The sequence below is a fragment of the Leptospira sp. WS58.C1 genome, from assembly GCF_040833995.1.
Taxonomy (GTDB): domain Bacteria; phylum Spirochaetota; class Leptospiria; order Leptospirales; family Leptospiraceae; genus Leptospira_B; species Leptospira_B cinconiae.
This window is the reverse complement of sequence record NZ_CP162137.1, coordinates 525,764-544,147: the sequence shown is the minus strand read 5'-3', so window position 1 is coordinate 544,147 and position 18,384 is coordinate 525,764. Positions and strand designations below refer to the sequence as shown.

The window sequence follows — 18,384 nt, the reverse complement described above, 5'->3', positions numbered from 1 at the left end:
AGGGGATCTATTTGATTCCCTCGTAATTGTACATCCAATCCTGTCCTTTCTTAGCGAAACTTGGTAAGGCCAGGGTTAGGATCCTATCTCTGATCCAACAACCCACAGGACTCAGCTTTTTCTTTCTGTTCCCATTCCTTCTAGATTCCTCTATAATTCTTTCTACTCTAGGTCTTCTGATCGTTTCGAAATCCCTAAACGCTTTCTGAATCGAATCGGATCTTTCTAAAAGTAAAAATAAAGTATGAGAATCTTCCAAAGCCATAGAAGCCCCTTGGCCGGTATGTGGACTCATTACATGAGCTGCATCGCCTATTAACAAAATTTTTTCGTTTCCCCATTTAGGAAGACTTCTCAGGTCGTGAACATTCCCTTTTAGGATAATGGAAGAAGCCTGGATTATTCTTTCTATAGGATCGTGCCATCCTTTATGTATTTCTAATATTTTCTCTTTCCAAGACCGATCGTCTAAGGAATTCATTTCTTCTCTGGATAGTTCCTTATCTCGAGGAATATTACTCCACCACATCCAGGAAGTATCTTCCGTATTTCCGCAAGCAGCGAAACCGAAAAAACCTTCCGGTCCGAAAGTAAAATGTATCGGTCCTCTTTTAGAATATTTTTCGGGGATCACATTCGCGGGAACAAATCCTCCCGCATTTAAAATTCCAGTATATTCAGGTTTTGGAAAATTAGGAAAAAGAAAACTGCGGACCTTGGAATGATTCCCGTCTGCTCCGATCAAAAAATCACCCTCAGCAATACTGCCATCCTCGAATTTTGCGATCACTCCTCCATCTAAAGGAAACTCAGCATGTGAGAATTTTTTTCCATACTCGGTCGGAATTCCTTCCTTCTCCGCCGCTTCCAATAAAAGAAGATGGAATCTTGCGCGGGAAACCACGATCGCCGGTTCTCCAAATTGTGTAACGGAACCGTTAGGGATCATTGCAAGTACCCTTCCGGCATGATTTCGGAAAATCAATTCGTCGGAAACCGTTCCTATCCTCAACATTTCAGAAGTCAGACCTAATTCTCTGATCACCTTCATTCCATTAGGTGCAATTTGAAGAGCACCTCCTATATCTTCCGCCGGACGAGAATAGGATTCCATTAGGCGGACTCCATACCCTGCCCTTTTTAGAAATAATGCAAGAGAAGGTCCTGAAATTCCGGATCCTACGATTATAAAATTGGGTCTCTCCCCTTTCATATTATCCTCCGAATGCGGTTTTGATCACCGTGAAAGCTGAGACCAAGGAATAAGCCGGAATTTCGTTCTTGCTATTTTCTGCCATGTTTGTTCTCCTTAGATCGAATTAACTCGACGATTAATTATCTTGATTATCGAGATATTTGACGGTCAAAATAATTGCAAGACAAAAAAATCCCAAAAACGAAGCCCGAATTGATGGAATCCATTATGACCGATTCCAAAAACCTGAGCACTGTATCTATTTTGTTCCACCAGACGATCGCAGATCGGCTTGGGCTACATATCACGGACCACAAATGTGTGGACTTTTTATTTACACTGGGTCCCCAAACTGCGGGAGAGATCTCTAAAACAATGGGACTTAGCACCGGTGCCGTAACTTCTCTCATTGATCGGTTGGAAAAGAAGGGGCTTGTGGAACGTAAGAATGACCCGAACGACAGAAGAAAGGTGAGAATTTTTCTAACCCAGGACATGGCGGCTATGCAAAAAATCGGAAGCCTATTCGAAGGTTTAGCCAAATCCGTTTGGGAACAGCTCTCAGGCTATACGGCTGAAGAATTAAAGATCATCTTGGATTATACTCGCAAATCGATCCGGATCATGGAAGAAGAGAGAGAAAAACTCTTACAAAACCGACCGAATATATAAGCCCTCGGAGTCTTGAAATCCACACGGCCTTTTACGAAACCTTTTAGAAAGATTCTACTAAAGCGCCGATATTTTTAAGCTTGCTCAACTAGCCGATCTTGCGGAACAATTCTGCGAAAACTTTTAGAACGAAACGAATTCCTAGTTTTTCGGGAAATTTTAGGGGAGGAAAGGATGAAAGCTTTAGTCACAGGAGCAAGCGAAGGGATCGGAAGAGAATTCGCGAAACAACTTGCTGCAAAAGGTTATATGATCACCGCAGTTGCAAGGAATGAAGCAAGACTTAAACAGCTGATGGATGAACTTGGAAAAGGTCACAAATTTATCGTTGCCGACTTGTCCGACCCGAAATCGACCGCAAAGATCCAAAAGGAATTAGAAGAAAACCATTACGATTTATTAATAAATAACGCGGGATTCGGCGTGTACGGTCCTTTTCATAAGGCGGATTTGCCCAGATTACAGGCGATGACCCGTCTTAATATCGATTCACTTGTCTCTTTATCGTATTCTTTTTTAAAAAATTCTAAAGAAGGAGATTCTTTGATGAATATTTCTTCTACTCTGGGACTTGTTCCTATGCCTTCCTCGGGTGTGTATTCTGCGACAAAAGCATTCGTAACTTCTTTCAGCGAGTCCTTATGGTACGAACAGAAAAAAAGAGGTGTCTATGTTATGGGGCTTTGCCCTGGAGTGACTGTTTCCAACTTTTTCGAAAGAGCGGGAGGAGATCCGAAGGATTTTCCGAAAGCGATCGCTCAATCTGCGCAAACTTTGGTGGAATACGCTTTAGCAGCTTTGAAAAAGAGAAGTTCCCCCACTGTGGTTTCCGGACTTCCTAATAAGGTTTTAGTAAAAGTCTCTAAGCTGATCGGAAGAAAGGCCACAGTTAGACTGATGGGAAAAATGAGGTAAAATATAAGATGACATCCCCTTTTTTTGGAGAATTTTTAGGCACGTTCGTGCTCATACTTCTGGGAGATGGAGTAGTAGCCGGGGTTTTATTAGAAAAATCTAAAGCAAAGGATTCCGGATGGATCGTGATCACGGCTGCATGGGCATTCGCCGTAATTTTAGGGGTTTTTATAGCCAAAGCATTCGGGAGTGTTGATGCCCATTTGAATCCTGCAGTTACATTAGCTTTTGCGGTACAGTCGGGAGAATATTCAAAAATCCCAATATACATTCCTGCTCAACTTATCGGGGCATTCTTAGGAGCGGTAGCAGTATATCTACATTATCTTCCTCATTGGAAAGAAACTAAAGATCCGGGAAAAATTTTAGCCGTATTCTCCACGGATCCGGCCATATCCAATCCGCCTTCCAACTTTATCAGCGAATTTTTAGGAACATTCTTATTAATTATCGGAATTCATTCCATCTTCTCCGCTCAGATCGCGGATGTAACTACGCCGATCGGAGTGGGATATGTAGGCGTTTTGGTGTGGGTAATCGGACTTTCTATGGGAGGGACCACAGGATACGCGATCAATCCCGCGAGAGATCTAGGGCCTCGATTGGCGCATTATATTCTCCCTATCCCGAACAAGGGAAGATCCGGATGGAGGTATGCATGGCTTCCCATTCTTGCTCCTTTAACTGGGGGGATAATTGCAGGCATCTTCTTGAGAATTATATTATGATCTTTATAACCATTTTTTAAAAAAGGGAAGATACGATTTTGTATTATTCAAAATTACAAAATTGTCTTTCCTTAACGACTTGGTAGTATCTAATCGACGGTATGAAATTATTTAATATAAAACAAACATTCTTAATATTCTCTTTGGTCTATCTATCTTGCTCTGGAGAACAGATCCGTAACAAACCGTTAGAAGGTGATCTGGACCTACAAGGCCATAGGGGAGCAAGAGGTCTGAAACCGGAAAATACTTGGCCGGCATTCGAAGAGGCGCTTTCCCAAGGAATGACCACACTCGAATTCGATACCGTTCTGACCAAAGATCAAAAAATCGTAATACATCATGATTCCGAACTGAACCCTGCCATTTGTATTAAGAAAGACGGATCAGAGATAGTTCCCAGATCCATCTACGAATTGACTCTTGCGGAATTAAAAGAACTGGATTGTGGGACCAAAAAAAATCCTAAGTTCCCGGAGCAGATCTCCGTTCCAGGCACGGAACTTCTGACCATCCAAGAATTTTTTGAAAAAATACAAACCTGGGAAAGGACTGGAAAAAGAAGGCAAATCCCTAAATTTAATATAGAAACCAAATTTCCCAATGATGCTGAGTCTCAGGTCTCGAATGAAATATTAGAAGCGCATGTAAATCTGCTGATCAAAGCGATCGAAACAGCTAAAGTTACTGATCGCACCACGATCCAATCTTTTTATCTTCCTGCTCTCTCTTTGGTGAAAAAGAAAAATCCTAAGATCAAAACTTCCGCGTTATTCTCCCTCACCTATCCCCAAGGAGCCGCTATGAAATTCGGGCTCGGTAATTCCAGAAGGGAACTTGTTTTAAATCAAACCAAAGAGGTAAAAGCGGATATTATTTCTCCTTATTTCTTATACGTGACGGACGAATTCGTTTTCCAGGCTCATTCTTCGGGAATTAAAGTGATCCCTTGGACCGTTAACGATGCGGAAGAAATGGAAAGATTAATTAAAGCAGGTGTGGACGGAATTATTACGGATTATCCCGATAGATTGAACTCTGTTCTTAAAAAACATTAGACACACTTCGGGTTCTGCTTATCCTAACGGGAAGTGAAGCGGTTTCTTTTACTTCTTTCCACTTTTTGCTTTTGTTTCTCTTTAGAAGCTGCGCCGATCCGGGACGGAGTATTACAAATTTCCTCTCAGGATCTTACGGAACATTCCGAGCTCATTCCGTTAAACGGAAACTGGCAATTCATTTACGGCGAGTTTGTTCCTCCGGAAAAAAGTTCCCAAACAAATTGGGACTTTTTATCCATTCCAAATTCTTGGCAGGACACTAAAAAAGGAGAACGAATACTTCCGAGAGAAGGCGCGGCCAGTTTTCGTTTATCCATTATTTTCCCGGAAGAAGATCTGAAAAAAGAGATCGGCCTATTTATGCCGGACTTCGCATCCGCTTACAGATTATACTATAACGGAAAGCTAATATATTCGTCGGGCACTCCGAGTCTGGAACATTCTTCCGAAATCCCTAGGATCAAATCCGTATATTTACCTTTAAGGATAGAGAAGGAGAATACGGAAATTTTAATCCAAGGTTCCAACTGGATCAATAATTTCGGAGGTTTCTGGCAGGTTCCAAAATTGGGAACCTTAGGGGCGATTTATAGGGAAAAACTGATTACGCAATCCAGAGAATCCTTTTTGTTCGGAGGACTTCTTCTTATCGGACTTTACCATACCGGTCTTTTTCTTTTTAGAAGGAAAGAAAGATCGGCTTTCTATTTTGCATTATTTACGTTTTTATTAACTTTACGAGTAGCGTTGATCGGAAACAGACTAGTACTGGAAATTTTTCCCGACTTTCCTTGGGAGTCCGTTTTTAGATTGGAGTTCTTCTCCTTCTATACTGCGGTTCCGATCTTCTTGATGTTCCATCGCTCCTTATTCCCGGAGGATACGTTCTCATGGGTGCCCGCAGCCGCTTGGGTATTAGCGATCGCTTACAATGTCACCCTATTATTTCCGATCGGATTTTTTACAAGTATCGTAGGTCCTTTTCAGATCGTAACCGGCATAGGCCTGTTATATGTTCTTTTTACCGTTTGTTTGGGAGTTTGGAGAAAAAGAGAAGATTCACTCTTATTCCTCATGGGATTTTTTGCATTCGGGATCACGGTAGGAATAGATCTACTTTGGGACAAATTGAATCTTAGAGGGATCAATCTTTCTCCTTATGGACTTCTAGTTTTTACTCTTTCCCAATCATTGGTGCTTTCCAGAAAGATCGCAAGAGCATTCCGAAAATCCGAAATACTCAGCGAAAATCTAAGGATCACAAACAGTGCGTTAAATATCCTAAAGGATAATTTGGAAGTTCTAGTTCGGGAAAAAACGTCCGAATTGAATCATTCCCTGGAAAGAATCCGAAAAGATCTACTCGTAGCCCAAAGAATACAGAAAAAACTTTTCCCTGAAAATGTAGAGTCTTATAAAGAATTAAAATACGCGGTAAAGTATCTTCCAAGAGACGAAGTAGGAGGAGACTTTTATGATATTTTCGAGGTTTCTCCCGGAGTTTATCGGATCTTTCTTGCGGATGCGACAGGCCACGGAGTACAGGCAGCGTTAGTCACCATGGCTATCAAAGCCGAGTACGAAGGGATCAAGTTCGGAGCAAAAGATCCGGGATTCTGCTTGGATCTTTTGGACGACAAGTTCCAAAGAAAGTTCTCGTCTTTAGGGACCATATTCTCTTCCATCATCGTGGATATTTATGCAAGAGAAAATAGGCTTGTTTACGCATCCGCGGGACATCCCGATCAGATTTTGGTACATTCTTCTAATCTTACGAACTTGAGAAGGACAGGCGCTATTATAGGTCTTAAAAACAATAAAAGTTATGAAAACCAAGAGATGGATTTTTTTAACGGGGACAGGATGTTCCTTTTTTCGGATGGAGTATTTGAACAATTCAATTCCAAAAAAGAAGCCTGGGGGGAATCCAGGCTCAGGAATCGGATCTCGGAACTTTCAAAAGAACCGATCGAAAATATCCCGGACATGGTCATGAAGGATTTGGACCTATGGTTAGAATATTCTCAACCGCAGGATGATATCAGTCTGATAGCGATAGAAAGGGTCTAACTATATCGATTTTTCGTAACACCAAGCGGTTTCGTCGGAAGCCCATTTTCCGAAAGAATCGATACGAGTATATCCGTGTTTTTCATAAAAACGTAATGCTTCCGGCTGAGGCGCGCCCGCTCTCAATCGAATGGATTTAAATCCGTTTTGTTTTGCAAATAACTCCGATTCGTTGATCAGTTTGGAAGCGAGTCCTGTTCCCCTAAATTCGGGATCCACGTACATCACATCCAATTCCGCAATCGAATCATTCCAAGGTGTGATCGCAATACTTCCGATCGGCCGATTGTCCAGTTCGGCGATCCAAAATCCATATCTAGGACCTTTAAAATATTCACCCTTCATCGGGTTCGGCGCTTGAAAACCGTATCTGGACTGTATTTCTTTCCATAGTGCATCCATCATTAAGATAGCGGAGTTTGTTTCAGGGTCTTGTAGTCTGATCTTTATTTTAGGATCCATTTTATTTCCAATTCCTTAGTACCGTTTCGGATTCTGATTTACGAAATATTTTTACCGTGAACTTATAGTCGTCGTTTCGAATTCCGAAAGAATTATTTCTGGAATACAAAACTTGAAAATAAAAAATATGACAGTCCCCAAAAAGTCCGCACTTCAATTTTTACTTTTTACATTACTCATCGATTTTATCGGCTTCGGGATCATTATCCCGGTAGTACCCAATCTTTTAAAAGACATGTTGCAAGGGGACCTGAGTAAAGCGGCGGTTTATGGAGGCCTTCTATCCTTCACTTATGCGATCACTCAATTTTTTTGCGCTCCTATCATAGGCGGTTTAAGCGATAAATTCGGAAGAAGACCTGTTCTATTAGCATCTCTCTTCGGATTAGGTATAGACTACGCATTCTTAGCATTGGCTCCCAATGTATTTTGGCTATTCGTAGGTAGGATTATTGCGGGGATCACGGGAGCTAGTTACGGAGTCGCGGGCGCAATCATCGCGGATATAAGCCCGCCTGAAAAAAGATCCCAAAATTTAGGGTTAGTAGGAATGGCATTCGGTATGGGATTCATTATCGGTCCCATCATCGGAGGTTTGTTTTCCGAGTTCGGCCCGAGAGCTCCATTCTGGGTTGCCTCTTCTCTTTCTCTTTTGAACTGGGTGTATGGATTTTTTGTTTTGCCTGAAACTCTCGCAGAAGAGAACAGAAGAAAATTCAATTGGGTTATGGCGAACCCGTTCGGTTCAGTGGTAGGACTTGTCCGTTATCCTGGACCCTTAAGCGGTTTAGTACTTTCTTTGTTTCTAATATTCGTAGCGAACCATTGTATGGAGACCAGTTGGTCCTATTTCACTATGAACAAATTTAAATGGACCGCCGCAAAGATCGGATTCTCTCTCGCCGTAGTCGGAGCCTCACTTGCGGTTGTGCAAGGCGGACTACTCAGGATTATCATCCCTAAACTGGGACAAAAAAATTCGGCCTATCTGGGGATTTTTGCAAGAGTAGTAATGAGTGCGTTATTCGCATTTGCTTGGGAAGAATGGATGCTGTATGCGTTACTCGTACCCTTTTCCTTTTGTTTTATCGCGACTCCTGCGATCCAAGGTTATATTTCCAATCATGTTTCTCCCACACAACAAGGAGAATTTCAGGGAATTATGAGCAGCATGATGAGCCTTAGTTCCATCTTAGGCCCTTTGCTTATGAGTTTCGTTTTTTCTTATTTTACTAGAGAAGGTATGCAGCCTTATTTTCCGGGAGCACCCTTTATCGTGAGTTCTTTTCTTGCGATCCTCAGCTTAATGATCGCAATTATTTCTTTTAAAAAGGAAAAAATCAGAGTAGGAGAAAAAGTGGGAGAATGATCTATTCTTCGTCTTCCTCGAGACCCAAATAAAATAACGCCCAAAGGGTATCAAAAAGGATCTGCATTAACAACGCAAATCTTTCCTCCCTGTCTTCTACGTTCATGAAGTCCTCGATCAGGAAGGTAACAAAAGGTTCTAGGATCCTTCTCTCCTCAAGATCCGGAATAGAATTCAAACTTTTGACGGAAAATTCCTTCTCAACAGGAACATTATGAAAATTTAAACGACTGTTTATGACAAGAACGGCTATCTCCAGAAGTTCCGCGTCGGACATCGTTTTTACGCCTGCGTCATTTAATCCGGAAAGAAGCCCAGAAATCGCCTCGTCAGTGATCTCCTCGCTTCTTTCCTCGTCTTCGTCGCTGTAAGCCTCCGAAATTGCGATAAGCACCGCAGTGGCTTGGTCCCAAAAATAAGACAAGGCTTCGTCCAAACGTGCCTCATCTTCTTCCGTTAATTCCCTTTTGAACCCGGAGTCTAGATCATCGTAAAAAGGTTCGGGATCATCAGTCTCACATGCTGCGGAAACGAATGTGCGGACAGCGATCCAGAACGGGGACTTTTGGTGTCCTATGCGAAGAATTTCCTCCGCATATCTTGCGACCGAGGTTCTCCAATCGGAAAGGGAATAGGAAGGGATCTCCATATTCAAATACTCTAGTTATACTCCAAACTCGTCGACACTATAAATCTTTTCGTTCTATTTTTTAAGAAGAAATTTCGGTAGGGTCTTTACTTTACTCTTAGATTCTAGTTGCCCCTTCTTAAAAAGGATCGAATATTTCCTTATGAGCATTGATGAAGATTATGATTTTCCGAGATTCAGTTCCGATTCGAATCTAGGTCATTATGAAAGCTGGTTCGTAAGAGGAAATCACCCGCTCCGTCCGCTTGCAATTTGGATCCGCTATACTATTTTTTCTCCGAAACATTCTCCCCAAAATTCCATAGGAGAATTATGGGCGATCTATTTTGACGGCGAGAACGGAAAACATTATGTTTCCAAGTCGGAATATCCTATCTCAGAATGCAAATTTTCAGGAGATCCATTCCAAGTCAGGATCGGTTCTTCTGTCCAGGATCATAAAGGACTCCAAGGAAAATCAGGAAACAAACACGGTTCTACGAATATAGAATGGGAGCTTAGCTTTTCCGGCGGGGATAAACCTCTTTTCCTTTTTCCAAAAGATCTTTATTCCGGGGGCTTTCCCAAAGCGAAAGTTTTAGTCGGAAAACCTTCCTTATTACTTAATGGATTTATAAAATTAGAAAATATTAAAATAGAATTAAGAGACTGGAAAGGGAGCCAAAATCACAACTGGGGCTCCAAACATACGGACCAATATGCTTGGGGACAAGTATCGGGTTTTGACGGAGAAGAAGGATCCTTTTTGGAGTTGGCTACTGCAAAGATAAAAATAGGCCCTATATGGACCCCTGCAATCACTCCAATCGTTTTACGTTTTCATGGACAAGAATACGCACTGAACGGGCTGTTCTCCTCTTTCGGAAGGGCAAGCTATCGGTATTTCGATTGGAAGTTTCATGCTTCTTCCGCTGAGATCAAAATTGAGGGCAGAATTCACGCGGATAAAAAGGACTTCGCCTGCCTACGTTATGCGAATCCTCCCGGTGGCTGGAAGTTTTGTTTGAATAGTAAAATAGCGAGAGCCGAAGTTTTAGTCCAGAGAAAAGGAGAAACTTCTCCCCTTCGTTTAAGATCTGCCAGAAGTGCAGCATTCGAAATACTTACTGAAGATCCTTCTCATGGTTTACTCCCTGAAGTTTAAGAATCTTTCTCTCCCGACCTTTTTCCGATTGACCGGGTTCCCTTTCTCAAAAATTTTGAGATTCAACCTCAGTTTCGTGTAGTCCCAAAGGATTAGTTTCTCTGGATGAACGAAGTCAAAACGGGATTTTATGCAAAAAAATTCCAAGGTGGCCCTGAGATGGAATGGTGAACTAGGAAAAATTCCTTCTTGACTTTTTTTGAGACTTATTCTCACTTGCAAAATCAAGCCGGTGCCTATCCCAGGAGCCGGAGGGAGTCATCCCCACAGTTCATCTCTGGCCCCGGCCGGATTTTTTTCCGGACCGGGGATTTTTCCCAAATTTAAAGGAGATTTCGATGCGAAACATCCATACAAAAATATTATCAGTTCTGTTTAGTATTCTTCTATTCGGTTCCCTGATTTCTTGCGAGGGTCCGGGTAGCGATAATTCCGCCGCGGCACTTTTAGGTTTAGATATCCCGGCTAGCGCGACCAAATCCCAATTTCTAAATCGATATGCGGATCTTGCCTTCGAGTCCTACACCCAAGCAGAATTGGATGCATCGACTTTAGCGGCTGCGGTCACTACTTTCGATTCTAACACAAATCCAAGCGCCTCCGATCTGACCAACCTTAGAAATCTCTGGGTAAAAGCTCGTGCAAGCTATTTGGTCACCGAAGCTTTTCGTTTTAGCCAAGGCCCTATTGACACCGATACAGTGCTCGATTGCGAGCCTACAGGTTCCGTATCTCAGCCTCATGACTGTGAAGGTCTTTTGAATGCATGGCCTTTGGATGAGGACGCGGTTGATTCGTATATTAACGATGGCGGAAACAGCGTCACAAGTTTTGCCTCTATCTACGGGGAGATCGGCGATACTAACTTGGGTGGAGAACCGGAGCCTCAAGAAGATAAGATCGTATTAACAGGATATCATCCGATCGAATATTTACTTTGGGGAAAAGATACAAGTAGTACCGGCGCAGGGAACAGAGCTGCGAGCGATTTTGCCGATGCTACCACTGACGGCGCTAGACGCAGACATTATCTTAAAACGATCACCGACAGATTAGTAGTTCATCTTGGCTTGATCAAGGACCAGTGGGATCCTGCGAATACCGGAAATTATAGGGAGACTTTTTTAGACTCAGCGAATGTGAATATTTCCGTTGGGAATATTTTCCAAGGATTAGGTTCTTTTATGGCAGGAGAATGGGGAGGCGAACGCCTTACTGGAGTCATCGGAGAGACCCAAGAAGAAGAACACTCTTGTTTCAGCGACACTACTAAAGCGGACTTCTATTATGACGCACAAGGTGTATTGAATATCTGGACCGGAAATTATACCATCCAAAAAGGCGTAAACATCAGCACTGGACCGGGACTTTCCAATATATTAAGTTTTAGGCAACAAGGTGCAATCCAATCCGAGATCGAAAGTTCCAGAAATATTTTCTGTATCAATCTTTCCGATACGGAATCCGAAGATCCTAACTTTAGAACAAGCTGTCCTTCCGGAAGTTTAACTCATAGATTCGACCAAGCGATCTCTTCTGCGGATAGCCAACACGGAATTTTGGTAAATGTTCAGAGATTAATCGGTTCTACATTGAACAGGGATTTTGTGGCGGCTGCCGCAGCCATCGGGTTCTCAGTAGTTCCAGAATGATGAAAGGTCTTTAGTTAAACTACAGGTTCGGTCCCTGTGAAAACTTCCGAAAAATATAAAAATATGAACTGTGATAAAAATTTAAACTTCGATTCCGGATCCGCAAATCCGGAATCGAATCTCTCTCGGGGACGTTGGACCAAAACGATCCCGATCTTAACCTATATTTTACTTAACGTTCAATTCTGCGGCGGAAAAGAAGGAACGGATCCTCTTGGAATCGCAGCGGTCATCGCGAGCCAAACAAGTATCGCGCCCGATCCAGGCGAAGCCTTCTCCGGAGGATACGGTACCCGATTTATTTCCAACCCGACCTCTTTCGATACTCCTGTCGTAAACTTGAGTTCGGACGGGATCCAATTCAATACGGGAAATAACTTTTTTAATAGGGCTTGGGTGGCGGAAGGTAACAGTGCTTCCGCCGGTTTAGGACCGACTTTTAATACGAGTTCCTGCCAGAACTGTCATGCAGGAGACGGAAGAGGAGCTCCGCCCGATAGCGGGTCATTATTCGGCTCCGTCGGGATTCTGATACGACTTTCAAAAGTAGGGGTTTCCGATCCGACTACAGGCGGGCCTGTCGGTTTGGATTCTTTCGGCCTACAGCTGAATCATAAAGGGATCGGATGCACTTCTCCTTTATCTTACGATTCCAATTTTAATTGTATCGGTTCGACAGGACCGAATTTTACTCCACCGGAGGGGAACGTTTCCGTTTCTTATACGGGCACAACTGTCGTCCGAAATTATACGTCAGGCGGAACAGTAACTTTAAACACTCCTATATATTCTTTTAACTGGAATGTGAACTTCGGAGGAGCCCCTTCTTCCTTTCATTTTTCCCCCCGAACCGCTCCTATAATCCCCGGTTTGGGTCTATTAGAAGCAATTCCCGAATCAACTATCTTGGGCTGGGCCGATCCGACCGATTCAAATGCGGATGGAATATCAGGAAAAGTGAATATGGTTTGGGACGCAAAAAATCAGAAGAAGGTTCTTGGACGTTTCGGCTGGAAGGCAAACGAGCCTAATTTGTTCCAACAAAACCAAGGAGCTTTTTTAGGGGATATAGGGATCACAAGTCCGTTATTCCCTACGGATAATTGTCCAACGAATCAAACACAATGTTCGGCTGCTGCTTCCGGAACTGTAGATCCGGAAATCACTGCGTCCATTGCAGAGTCGGTGAATTTTTACACCAAATTAGTCGCAGTTCCTGCCAGAAGGAATTTATCGGATCAGGATGTGATCGACGGAAAAACAATATTTTTGTCCATCAAATGTGACGCATGTCATAAACCTCTCGTTCTTACCGGGAATGTTCCGGGGCTTCCGGAACTTTCATACCAATACATCAAACCTTATACGGACCTACTATTACACGATATGGGTCCTGAACTTGCGGACGGAAGACCAGATTTCGATGCGGACGGACAAGAATGGAGAACTCCTCCTCTTTGGGGACTAGGCTTGATCCAACAAGTAAACGGACATTTAAAACTTATGCATGATGGAAGAGCCAATGGGATAGAAGAAGCAATCCTATGGCATGGAGGAGAAGCCGACGCAGCGCGTACAGGTTTCCAAAATCTATCTCTCACAGACAGACAAAAGCTGATCAAATTTTTGGAATCTTTATAGGAGGATCTACGATGAGATCCATATCACCTTATTCTTTAATTAAAAAAACTTTATACTTTATTCTGGCATCGTCCTTTGTTTACTGTGGCGGCGGCGGCAAAGATCCATTGCTTTTTTTAACTGCCGGGCCTGGAAGTTCCGCTTTTTTAGAACATACCGGTAAATTCGTGATCATTCCGAGTTTGGAACAATTGACTACGGATACAGCGGCATTAGAAGCAGCTGCAGTCACTTATACCACTTCGGGAAGCACGAATGTGACGAATCTTGCAGCTCTGCAAGTAGCTTGGGACCAAGTGCGTGTTTCCTTAAAAAAAGTGGAGCCTTATTATTTCGGACCGGCCACGAATCCGAACGAGTATTATACAAAGATGGACGGTTTTATAAAATCAGGCGCAAGGCCAAGCAGTAACTTAGTAAATCAGATCCTAACAAGCTCGGTTACCGTTTGTACAGCGACGAATACCACTCTCAATAAGACCAACTTATCCGTTTGCCCTCCTAAATACAAAGGAATCGAGTCTTTGGAGATCCTACTTTTCGATTCCGATCTGAGCAGGACCACGATAGATTCGAACTCCAGCATCAATACCGCAAACATGGGAAATACGAGAAGAACGGATTATATCTTAGCTCTTGCCCAGGTGATCAACCAAGATGCATTAGATTTATATAATAAATGGCTTCCTACGGGAGGAAATTTCCTAAATGAATACATTAACGGAACCGGGATCCATTTTCGCTCTCAAGGAGAAGCTTTCGATACCTATATCCAATCCCTAGGAAATTTAGTGAATCAAATCCAAGATATTAAATTAGGGAACGCTGCATGTTTAAGTGTTTCTTGTTCCGGGGCAGGGAAAAGACAAGAGCCGGATCCGGTCTTTTTGGAAGCGATCTATTCCAGAGTTGCGTATAAAGATCTAAGAGATAATCTATTAGGGATCGAATTCGCTTACTTAGGTGATCCTGCAGATACGAAAATCAGCTCTATGTCCAAATTAGTCAGGGCCCAAAATTCTTCCTTGGATGACGAAATCCAAGCCGAGATCACAAACTTCAAAAATATGATCGATGTTAAGATCGGCGGTGGCGCGGATCTATATGCTGAGATAGACGCGGATGGGACCACTATGAACGGGACAAGCGTTATGACGAATGTAAAACCGATCTGGGATCAGGCAAAGATCTTAAAGAACCTGATGACAATCGACGCGTTCTCCGTTTTAGGGGTCCCGAATCTTCCTTCTTCCAACGACGGGGATTAATTCTTTTATAAAATGCTAATATATATTGTTTGAGATAAAAACGATATGTATTAGCGTTCCGTTCTTTTTACAATCCGTTAAATTTGTCTTGCCAAACATCGCCGATAGACTTTTCTCTATCGGACTATGTTTAATTCCCTATTCCCATTGATCGCTTTTACTGCCTGGACCATTCTCCTAGTACTTATAGTGGTATCCTTTCGAACAGTTCAGGTATTATCCGGAGCCAAAAAATCCAACGAGTTCCCTGCTTGGATACAACATGGCTCCGATCTGTATTGGAGGATCCATCGTGCTCATTTAAACTGTGTGGAAGGTCTTCCTGTTTTCGGAGTTTTAGTTTTGACGTTCATTCTTTCAGGATACCAAAACGACACTTTTGATCTGCTCGCTTGGATCGTATTCGGAGCCAGGATCCTGCAAACCGGAGCACATCTAAGTGGCGGCGGAGTTTGGAACGTGAACATCCGATTTACCGGGTTTATAATCCAATATATTTGTTTCACTGCGATGTTAGTGATATTAGTACGTACTATTCTTTAATCTACAAACAACCGGGAAGCCTTCTTCCCGGTCTGAACGCGACAGCGATGTGCAGACCTTTAGTCCGGGCCTTGCCCGGATGAGCGCGAAAGCGCGAAGTCGGAGCAGCGCGGTTCCCGCGAAGCGGGAAGTCGCCATAACCAATTTTAAAAACCTCTTGACCGTTGTGTATATTCAAGGTTAACCTTCGGAGATACATGGCATCCAAGTTCGATTATCTCCGCAAAAATCTGTATGCGATGGCGGAGCTATGTTTAGAACAAATCCTGATCCTGGACGACGCAATCGAACAGGAAAACCCGGACCTTGCCAAACAAGTTATCGAAAGAGACGATCTGATCGACAGTTTGGAAAAACAAAACGATAACTTATCCCAAAACGCAATCTTAGAAGCGATCGCAAACCGAAACTTACTCGGCATGGATCAAATCGATGGAGAAGTTGTACTCAAAAAAGATCCGTTACGATTCGCACTGTCTTCCATTCGTATCAACAGAAGTTTGGAAAGAATGGGAGACCAGATCGTAAACTGCGCTACCTGCTATAGAAGAGGGCTTCTTCCTAAAGGATTTTTCAGACAGGAAGAAATTTTGGACAAGATGCTCTCTAGGGTCGTGACCCTTGTAGGAATGGCAGTTGAATCCTTGGTGGAAGAAAAAAACAGATTTTACGGTTCGGTCCATACGGTGGAAGAAGAACTCAACAATCTATGTCATGCGGCATTTTTGAAATTCGTAATGGACCCGCGATTGGATAAAAACCAGTTTGCCGACTTATACAGAATTATATTGGGAATAGAAAGAGCGGGAGACTATGCGGTAAATATCGCAGAAGAATTAGTGCGATTGAACACAGGCATGGACATTCGTCATCTTTCGGATCCGGTACAAGTCACCGAAAAAACTAAAATCTCCTGAATTATATTAGAATATTTGAATTATTGCTGAACGCATACGACCGATTTCGCCACAATACAGAAGTCCGGAGTACCGGCGGATATGCCGCCGACGTTCGGATCTCCGGAGCTTGCAAAATTACCTTGCTCTAAATCGGAGTTGGAAGCCCATCCTTGGCATACATTTCCTGTAGTCCAATCCGTTTGTAAACCGGTCCAATACCCGGCACCAGTAGCAACAATCCCGCTTCCCGTTCCAAAAACAAATAAAGCGTTCGCATCCGTATCGAATGCTTTAGTAAAAGCACCGCTGTTAAAGTCTATATATTCTTTGTTAGGTTTTAATACCCAGTCGATCTTAGAAGGCATTGCTCTTCGCCAAGTTCCGGCTACTGCAAACGTTTTGTAAATTCCGGACGGAAGCCCGACCAAAGAGTCAGCTGCATTCTGACAAACAAAATCGGCAAAACCACCCGATCCGAAGTTCCCGGCAAAGGAGGGACTTGTAGCAAATAAGAACTTATCATTATCTTTCTGTAATATAGAATAAGGGATCGTTTCCGAATCCGGAGTAAGAATAAAGAAATCCGTGAAAAACTCATAAAAACTTAAACCGGGTCCTTGTAATGAGAGGTTTCCGCACCGTTCGTTTCGAGACCTTCTCCTTGATCTAGATAACTTTCCAATTCTTCTTTTAAACCGTGAGGAAGTTGAAGTCCCGAACTTTCTATCCTTTCGTTGTATTTACTGAAAGAAAATCTGTGTCTAGAAGTTCCCAGATACACACTCAAAGCTTCGGACCCCCATTCTAAAATGTCACGAATATATTCTTCGTTCTCTTCCAACTTCTCCGCGTATGGGATGAAGAGAGGTCGATTCACAGGACGACCTATAGTTCTATAAAATAAAAGTCTTCGGAGGACCTCGTGATCCTTCCAATTTCCGGTCTCAAGGGCTCTTTCCACCATTCTAAGATTGATACAATCCAAGAATTCGATCTTCAGATTTTCATTTTTCAATCTTCTGCGTAGACTTGCCTTGATCTCTTCGGATTCGTATAAAAAATTTGGACAATACTCGGGACATTCTTGGTCCTTATGCAAATCACAATAATGCAATAGAATACAATCGATATCGGAGGAAGGTTCAACGATCCCGAAATTGATCGAACCTAAAATTTCTACCCCTGTGCGAAAACCTTTATCCTCCAATTCCTTTAAAGCAATACGACATGCTTGCATTCTTCTTAAAGCTTCTTTCGTATCGTAGTTACGGTATTTGTTTTTTAGGGCTACGTATTTTTCAATCAAGTAGGTCATTCGAAAAGTTCTCGCAAATAGCGGTTCATACCGTTTAATACTATCTCCGGGATTTCATGTCCACCCGGAAATGCCAGTAACTCACCTACCCAGCCTGCATCTTTTAAGACCGTTTCTAATCTTTTCGCGGCAGGATAACCGAGCACAGGGTCCATTCTACCATGACTTTGAAAAAATTTATAGCCCGGAGTTTGTTTCGCATACCTGGACCAATTCGTTTCGTCCAGCAAAGTCCCCGACAGAATGACAAGACCTTTGGGCTTTTTTTCCGCTTTAAGAGTGATCTCCGTTGCAAGCATGGACCCTTGAGAGAAACCTCCCAAGATAATCCGGTCCATAGGAACATTTAAGGTTTGGATCATTTCTTCTATCTTTTGTTTGGCCTCGGCTAGACCCGCGGGATAACGTTCGAAAAGTTCCCGAGAACCTCCTGCGACCATCGCTCTTTGCAAAGCCTCCATATCGATCGGGAACCAAGCCTTGCCGTTATAACCAGGCATAATCGGAATATCCAAAATCCCTTCCGGAAAAATGAAGTTTGTTCCTTCCGGAACGTCCATATAGGAATATAAGGGAAGAAGGTCGAAAGCATTTGCACCATAACCGTGCAGAAAAATCACATAGGGTCCTTCCGGATCACCTTGGATACAAGCAGCTTTGACAGGACCTAGTTGGACGAGAGGGATATCATACATGATTTCCTTGTAAGGAAATCGAAGTGAATTGGCAATGTTATAATTTAAACGTGATCCAACTTTAAAGCCGTTTTCCTCGAAGATCGATCTCTAATTTATAATGTAG

At 42.8% G+C, this 18,384-nt stretch carries 18 protein-coding genes; 12 read left to right on the top strand and 6 right to left on the bottom strand.

Annotated elements, in window-relative coordinates:
• Positions 1-7 precede the first annotated feature (7 nt).
• A complete protein-coding gene (locus AB3N61_RS02525; protein ID WP_367898397.1) occupies positions 8-1,213 on the bottom strand; it encodes an FAD-dependent oxidoreductase in 1,206 nt (401 codons plus the stop codon).
• Between the two features lie 198 nt (positions 1,214-1,411).
• Here AB3N61_RS02525 and AB3N61_RS02520 point away from each other — a divergent pair, with 198 nt between their 5' ends.
• From AB3N61_RS02520 to AB3N61_RS02500, 5 genes are all read left to right on the top strand, one after another.
• Positions 1,412-1,867, top strand: coding sequence for a MarR family winged helix-turn-helix transcriptional regulator (locus AB3N61_RS02520; protein ID WP_367899045.1), 456 nt, complete (start codon positions 1,412-1,414; stop codon positions 1,865-1,867).
• A gap of 174 nt (positions 1,868-2,041) precedes the next feature.
• Positions 2,042-2,782, top strand: a complete 741-nt coding sequence (locus AB3N61_RS02515; protein ID WP_020768531.1) for an SDR family NAD(P)-dependent oxidoreductase — start codon at positions 2,042-2,044, stop codon at positions 2,780-2,782.
• Positions 2,783-2,790: 8 nt separating this feature from the next.
• Entirely contained in the window at positions 2,791-3,510 is a 720-nt protein-coding gene (locus tag AB3N61_RS02510) for an MIP/aquaporin family protein (RefSeq protein WP_020768605.1), read from the top strand.
• A gap of 101 nt (positions 3,511-3,611) precedes the next feature.
• Entirely contained in the window at positions 3,612-4,568 is a 957-nt protein-coding gene (locus AB3N61_RS02505; RefSeq protein ID WP_020768544.1) for a glycerophosphodiester phosphodiesterase, read from the top strand.
• 33 nt (positions 4,569-4,601) lie between these two features.
• Positions 4,602-6,641 carry a PP2C family protein-serine/threonine phosphatase gene (locus tag AB3N61_RS02500; RefSeq protein ID WP_367898396.1) on the top strand — a complete coding sequence of 680 codons (2,040 nt, stop codon included), beginning with the start codon at positions 4,602-4,604 and terminating at the stop codon, positions 6,639-6,641.
• On the opposite strand, the gene AB3N61_RS02495 is transcribed toward AB3N61_RS02500, so the two are convergent.
• Positions 6,642-7,103: a GNAT family N-acetyltransferase gene (locus AB3N61_RS02495; RefSeq protein WP_367898395.1), complete on the bottom strand. Its 462-nt coding sequence runs from the start codon at positions 7,101-7,103 to the stop codon at positions 6,642-6,644. It abuts the gene before it with no gap.
• 127 nt (positions 7,104-7,230) lie between these two features.
• On the opposite strand from AB3N61_RS02495, the gene AB3N61_RS02490 reads away from it, so the two are divergent.
• On the top strand, positions 7,231-8,472 hold the full coding sequence (locus AB3N61_RS02490) for a TCR/Tet family MFS transporter (protein WP_020768596.1): 1,242 nt from the start codon (positions 7,231-7,233) through the stop codon (positions 8,470-8,472).
• Position 8,473: 1 nt separating this feature from the next.
• On the opposite strand, the gene AB3N61_RS02485 is transcribed toward AB3N61_RS02490, so the two are convergent.
• The gene (locus AB3N61_RS02485; RefSeq protein ID WP_367898394.1) at positions 8,474-9,121 is read right to left on the bottom strand and encodes a hypothetical protein; all 648 of its coding nucleotides are present in this window, start codon (positions 9,119-9,121) and stop codon (positions 8,474-8,476) included.
• Positions 9,122-9,263: 142 nt separating this feature from the next.
• Here AB3N61_RS02485 and AB3N61_RS02480 point away from each other — a divergent pair, with 142 nt between their 5' ends.
• The 6 genes from AB3N61_RS02480 to AB3N61_RS02455 all read left to right on the top strand — a co-directional run bounded on the left by AB3N61_RS02480 (position 9,264) and on the right by AB3N61_RS02455 (position 16,286).
• A complete protein-coding gene (locus tag AB3N61_RS02480) occupies positions 9,264-10,265 on the top strand; it encodes a hypothetical protein (RefSeq protein WP_367898393.1) in 1,002 nt (333 codons plus the stop codon).
• Positions 10,266-10,603: 338 nt separating this feature from the next.
• Positions 10,604-11,917 (top strand): imelysin family protein, encoded by a 1,314-nt coding sequence (locus tag AB3N61_RS02475; protein WP_367898392.1) that lies wholly within the window; start codon positions 10,604-10,606, stop codon positions 11,915-11,917.
• A gap of 249 nt (positions 11,918-12,166) precedes the next feature.
• Positions 12,167-13,558, top strand: coding sequence for a di-heme oxidoredictase family protein (locus AB3N61_RS02470; RefSeq protein ID WP_412758401.1), 1,392 nt, complete (start codon positions 12,167-12,169; stop codon positions 13,556-13,558).
• Positions 13,559-13,569: 11 nt separating this feature from the next.
• Positions 13,570-14,826, top strand: coding sequence for an imelysin family protein (locus tag AB3N61_RS02465; RefSeq protein WP_367898391.1), 1,257 nt, complete (start codon positions 13,570-13,572; stop codon positions 14,824-14,826).
• Positions 14,827-14,952: 126 nt separating this feature from the next.
• Entirely contained in the window at positions 14,953-15,369 is a 417-nt protein-coding gene (locus tag AB3N61_RS02460) for an MAPEG family protein (protein ID WP_020768589.1), read from the top strand.
• Between the two features lie 197 nt (positions 15,370-15,566).
• Positions 15,567-16,286, top strand: coding sequence for a phosphate signaling complex PhoU family protein (locus AB3N61_RS02455; protein WP_020768570.1), 720 nt, complete (start codon positions 15,567-15,569; stop codon positions 16,284-16,286).
• A gap of 20 nt (positions 16,287-16,306) precedes the next feature.
• On the opposite strand, the gene AB3N61_RS02450 is transcribed toward AB3N61_RS02455, so the two are convergent.
• From AB3N61_RS02450 to AB3N61_RS02440, 3 genes are all read right to left on the bottom strand, one after another.
• Positions 16,307-16,807, bottom strand: a complete 501-nt coding sequence (locus tag AB3N61_RS02450) for a DUF1554 domain-containing protein (protein WP_367899044.1) — start codon at positions 16,805-16,807, stop codon at positions 16,307-16,309.
• A gap of 65 nt (positions 16,808-16,872) precedes the next feature.
• On the bottom strand, positions 16,873-17,583 hold the full coding sequence (locus AB3N61_RS02445) for a hypothetical protein (RefSeq protein WP_020768655.1): 711 nt from the start codon (positions 17,581-17,583) through the stop codon (positions 16,873-16,875).
• Positions 17,580-18,278, bottom strand: coding sequence for an alpha/beta hydrolase (locus tag AB3N61_RS02440; protein WP_257588081.1), 699 nt, complete (start codon positions 18,276-18,278; stop codon positions 17,580-17,582). The genes AB3N61_RS02445 and AB3N61_RS02440 overlap by 4 nt, the downstream gene beginning before the upstream one ends.
• Positions 18,279-18,384 lie beyond the last annotated feature (106 nt).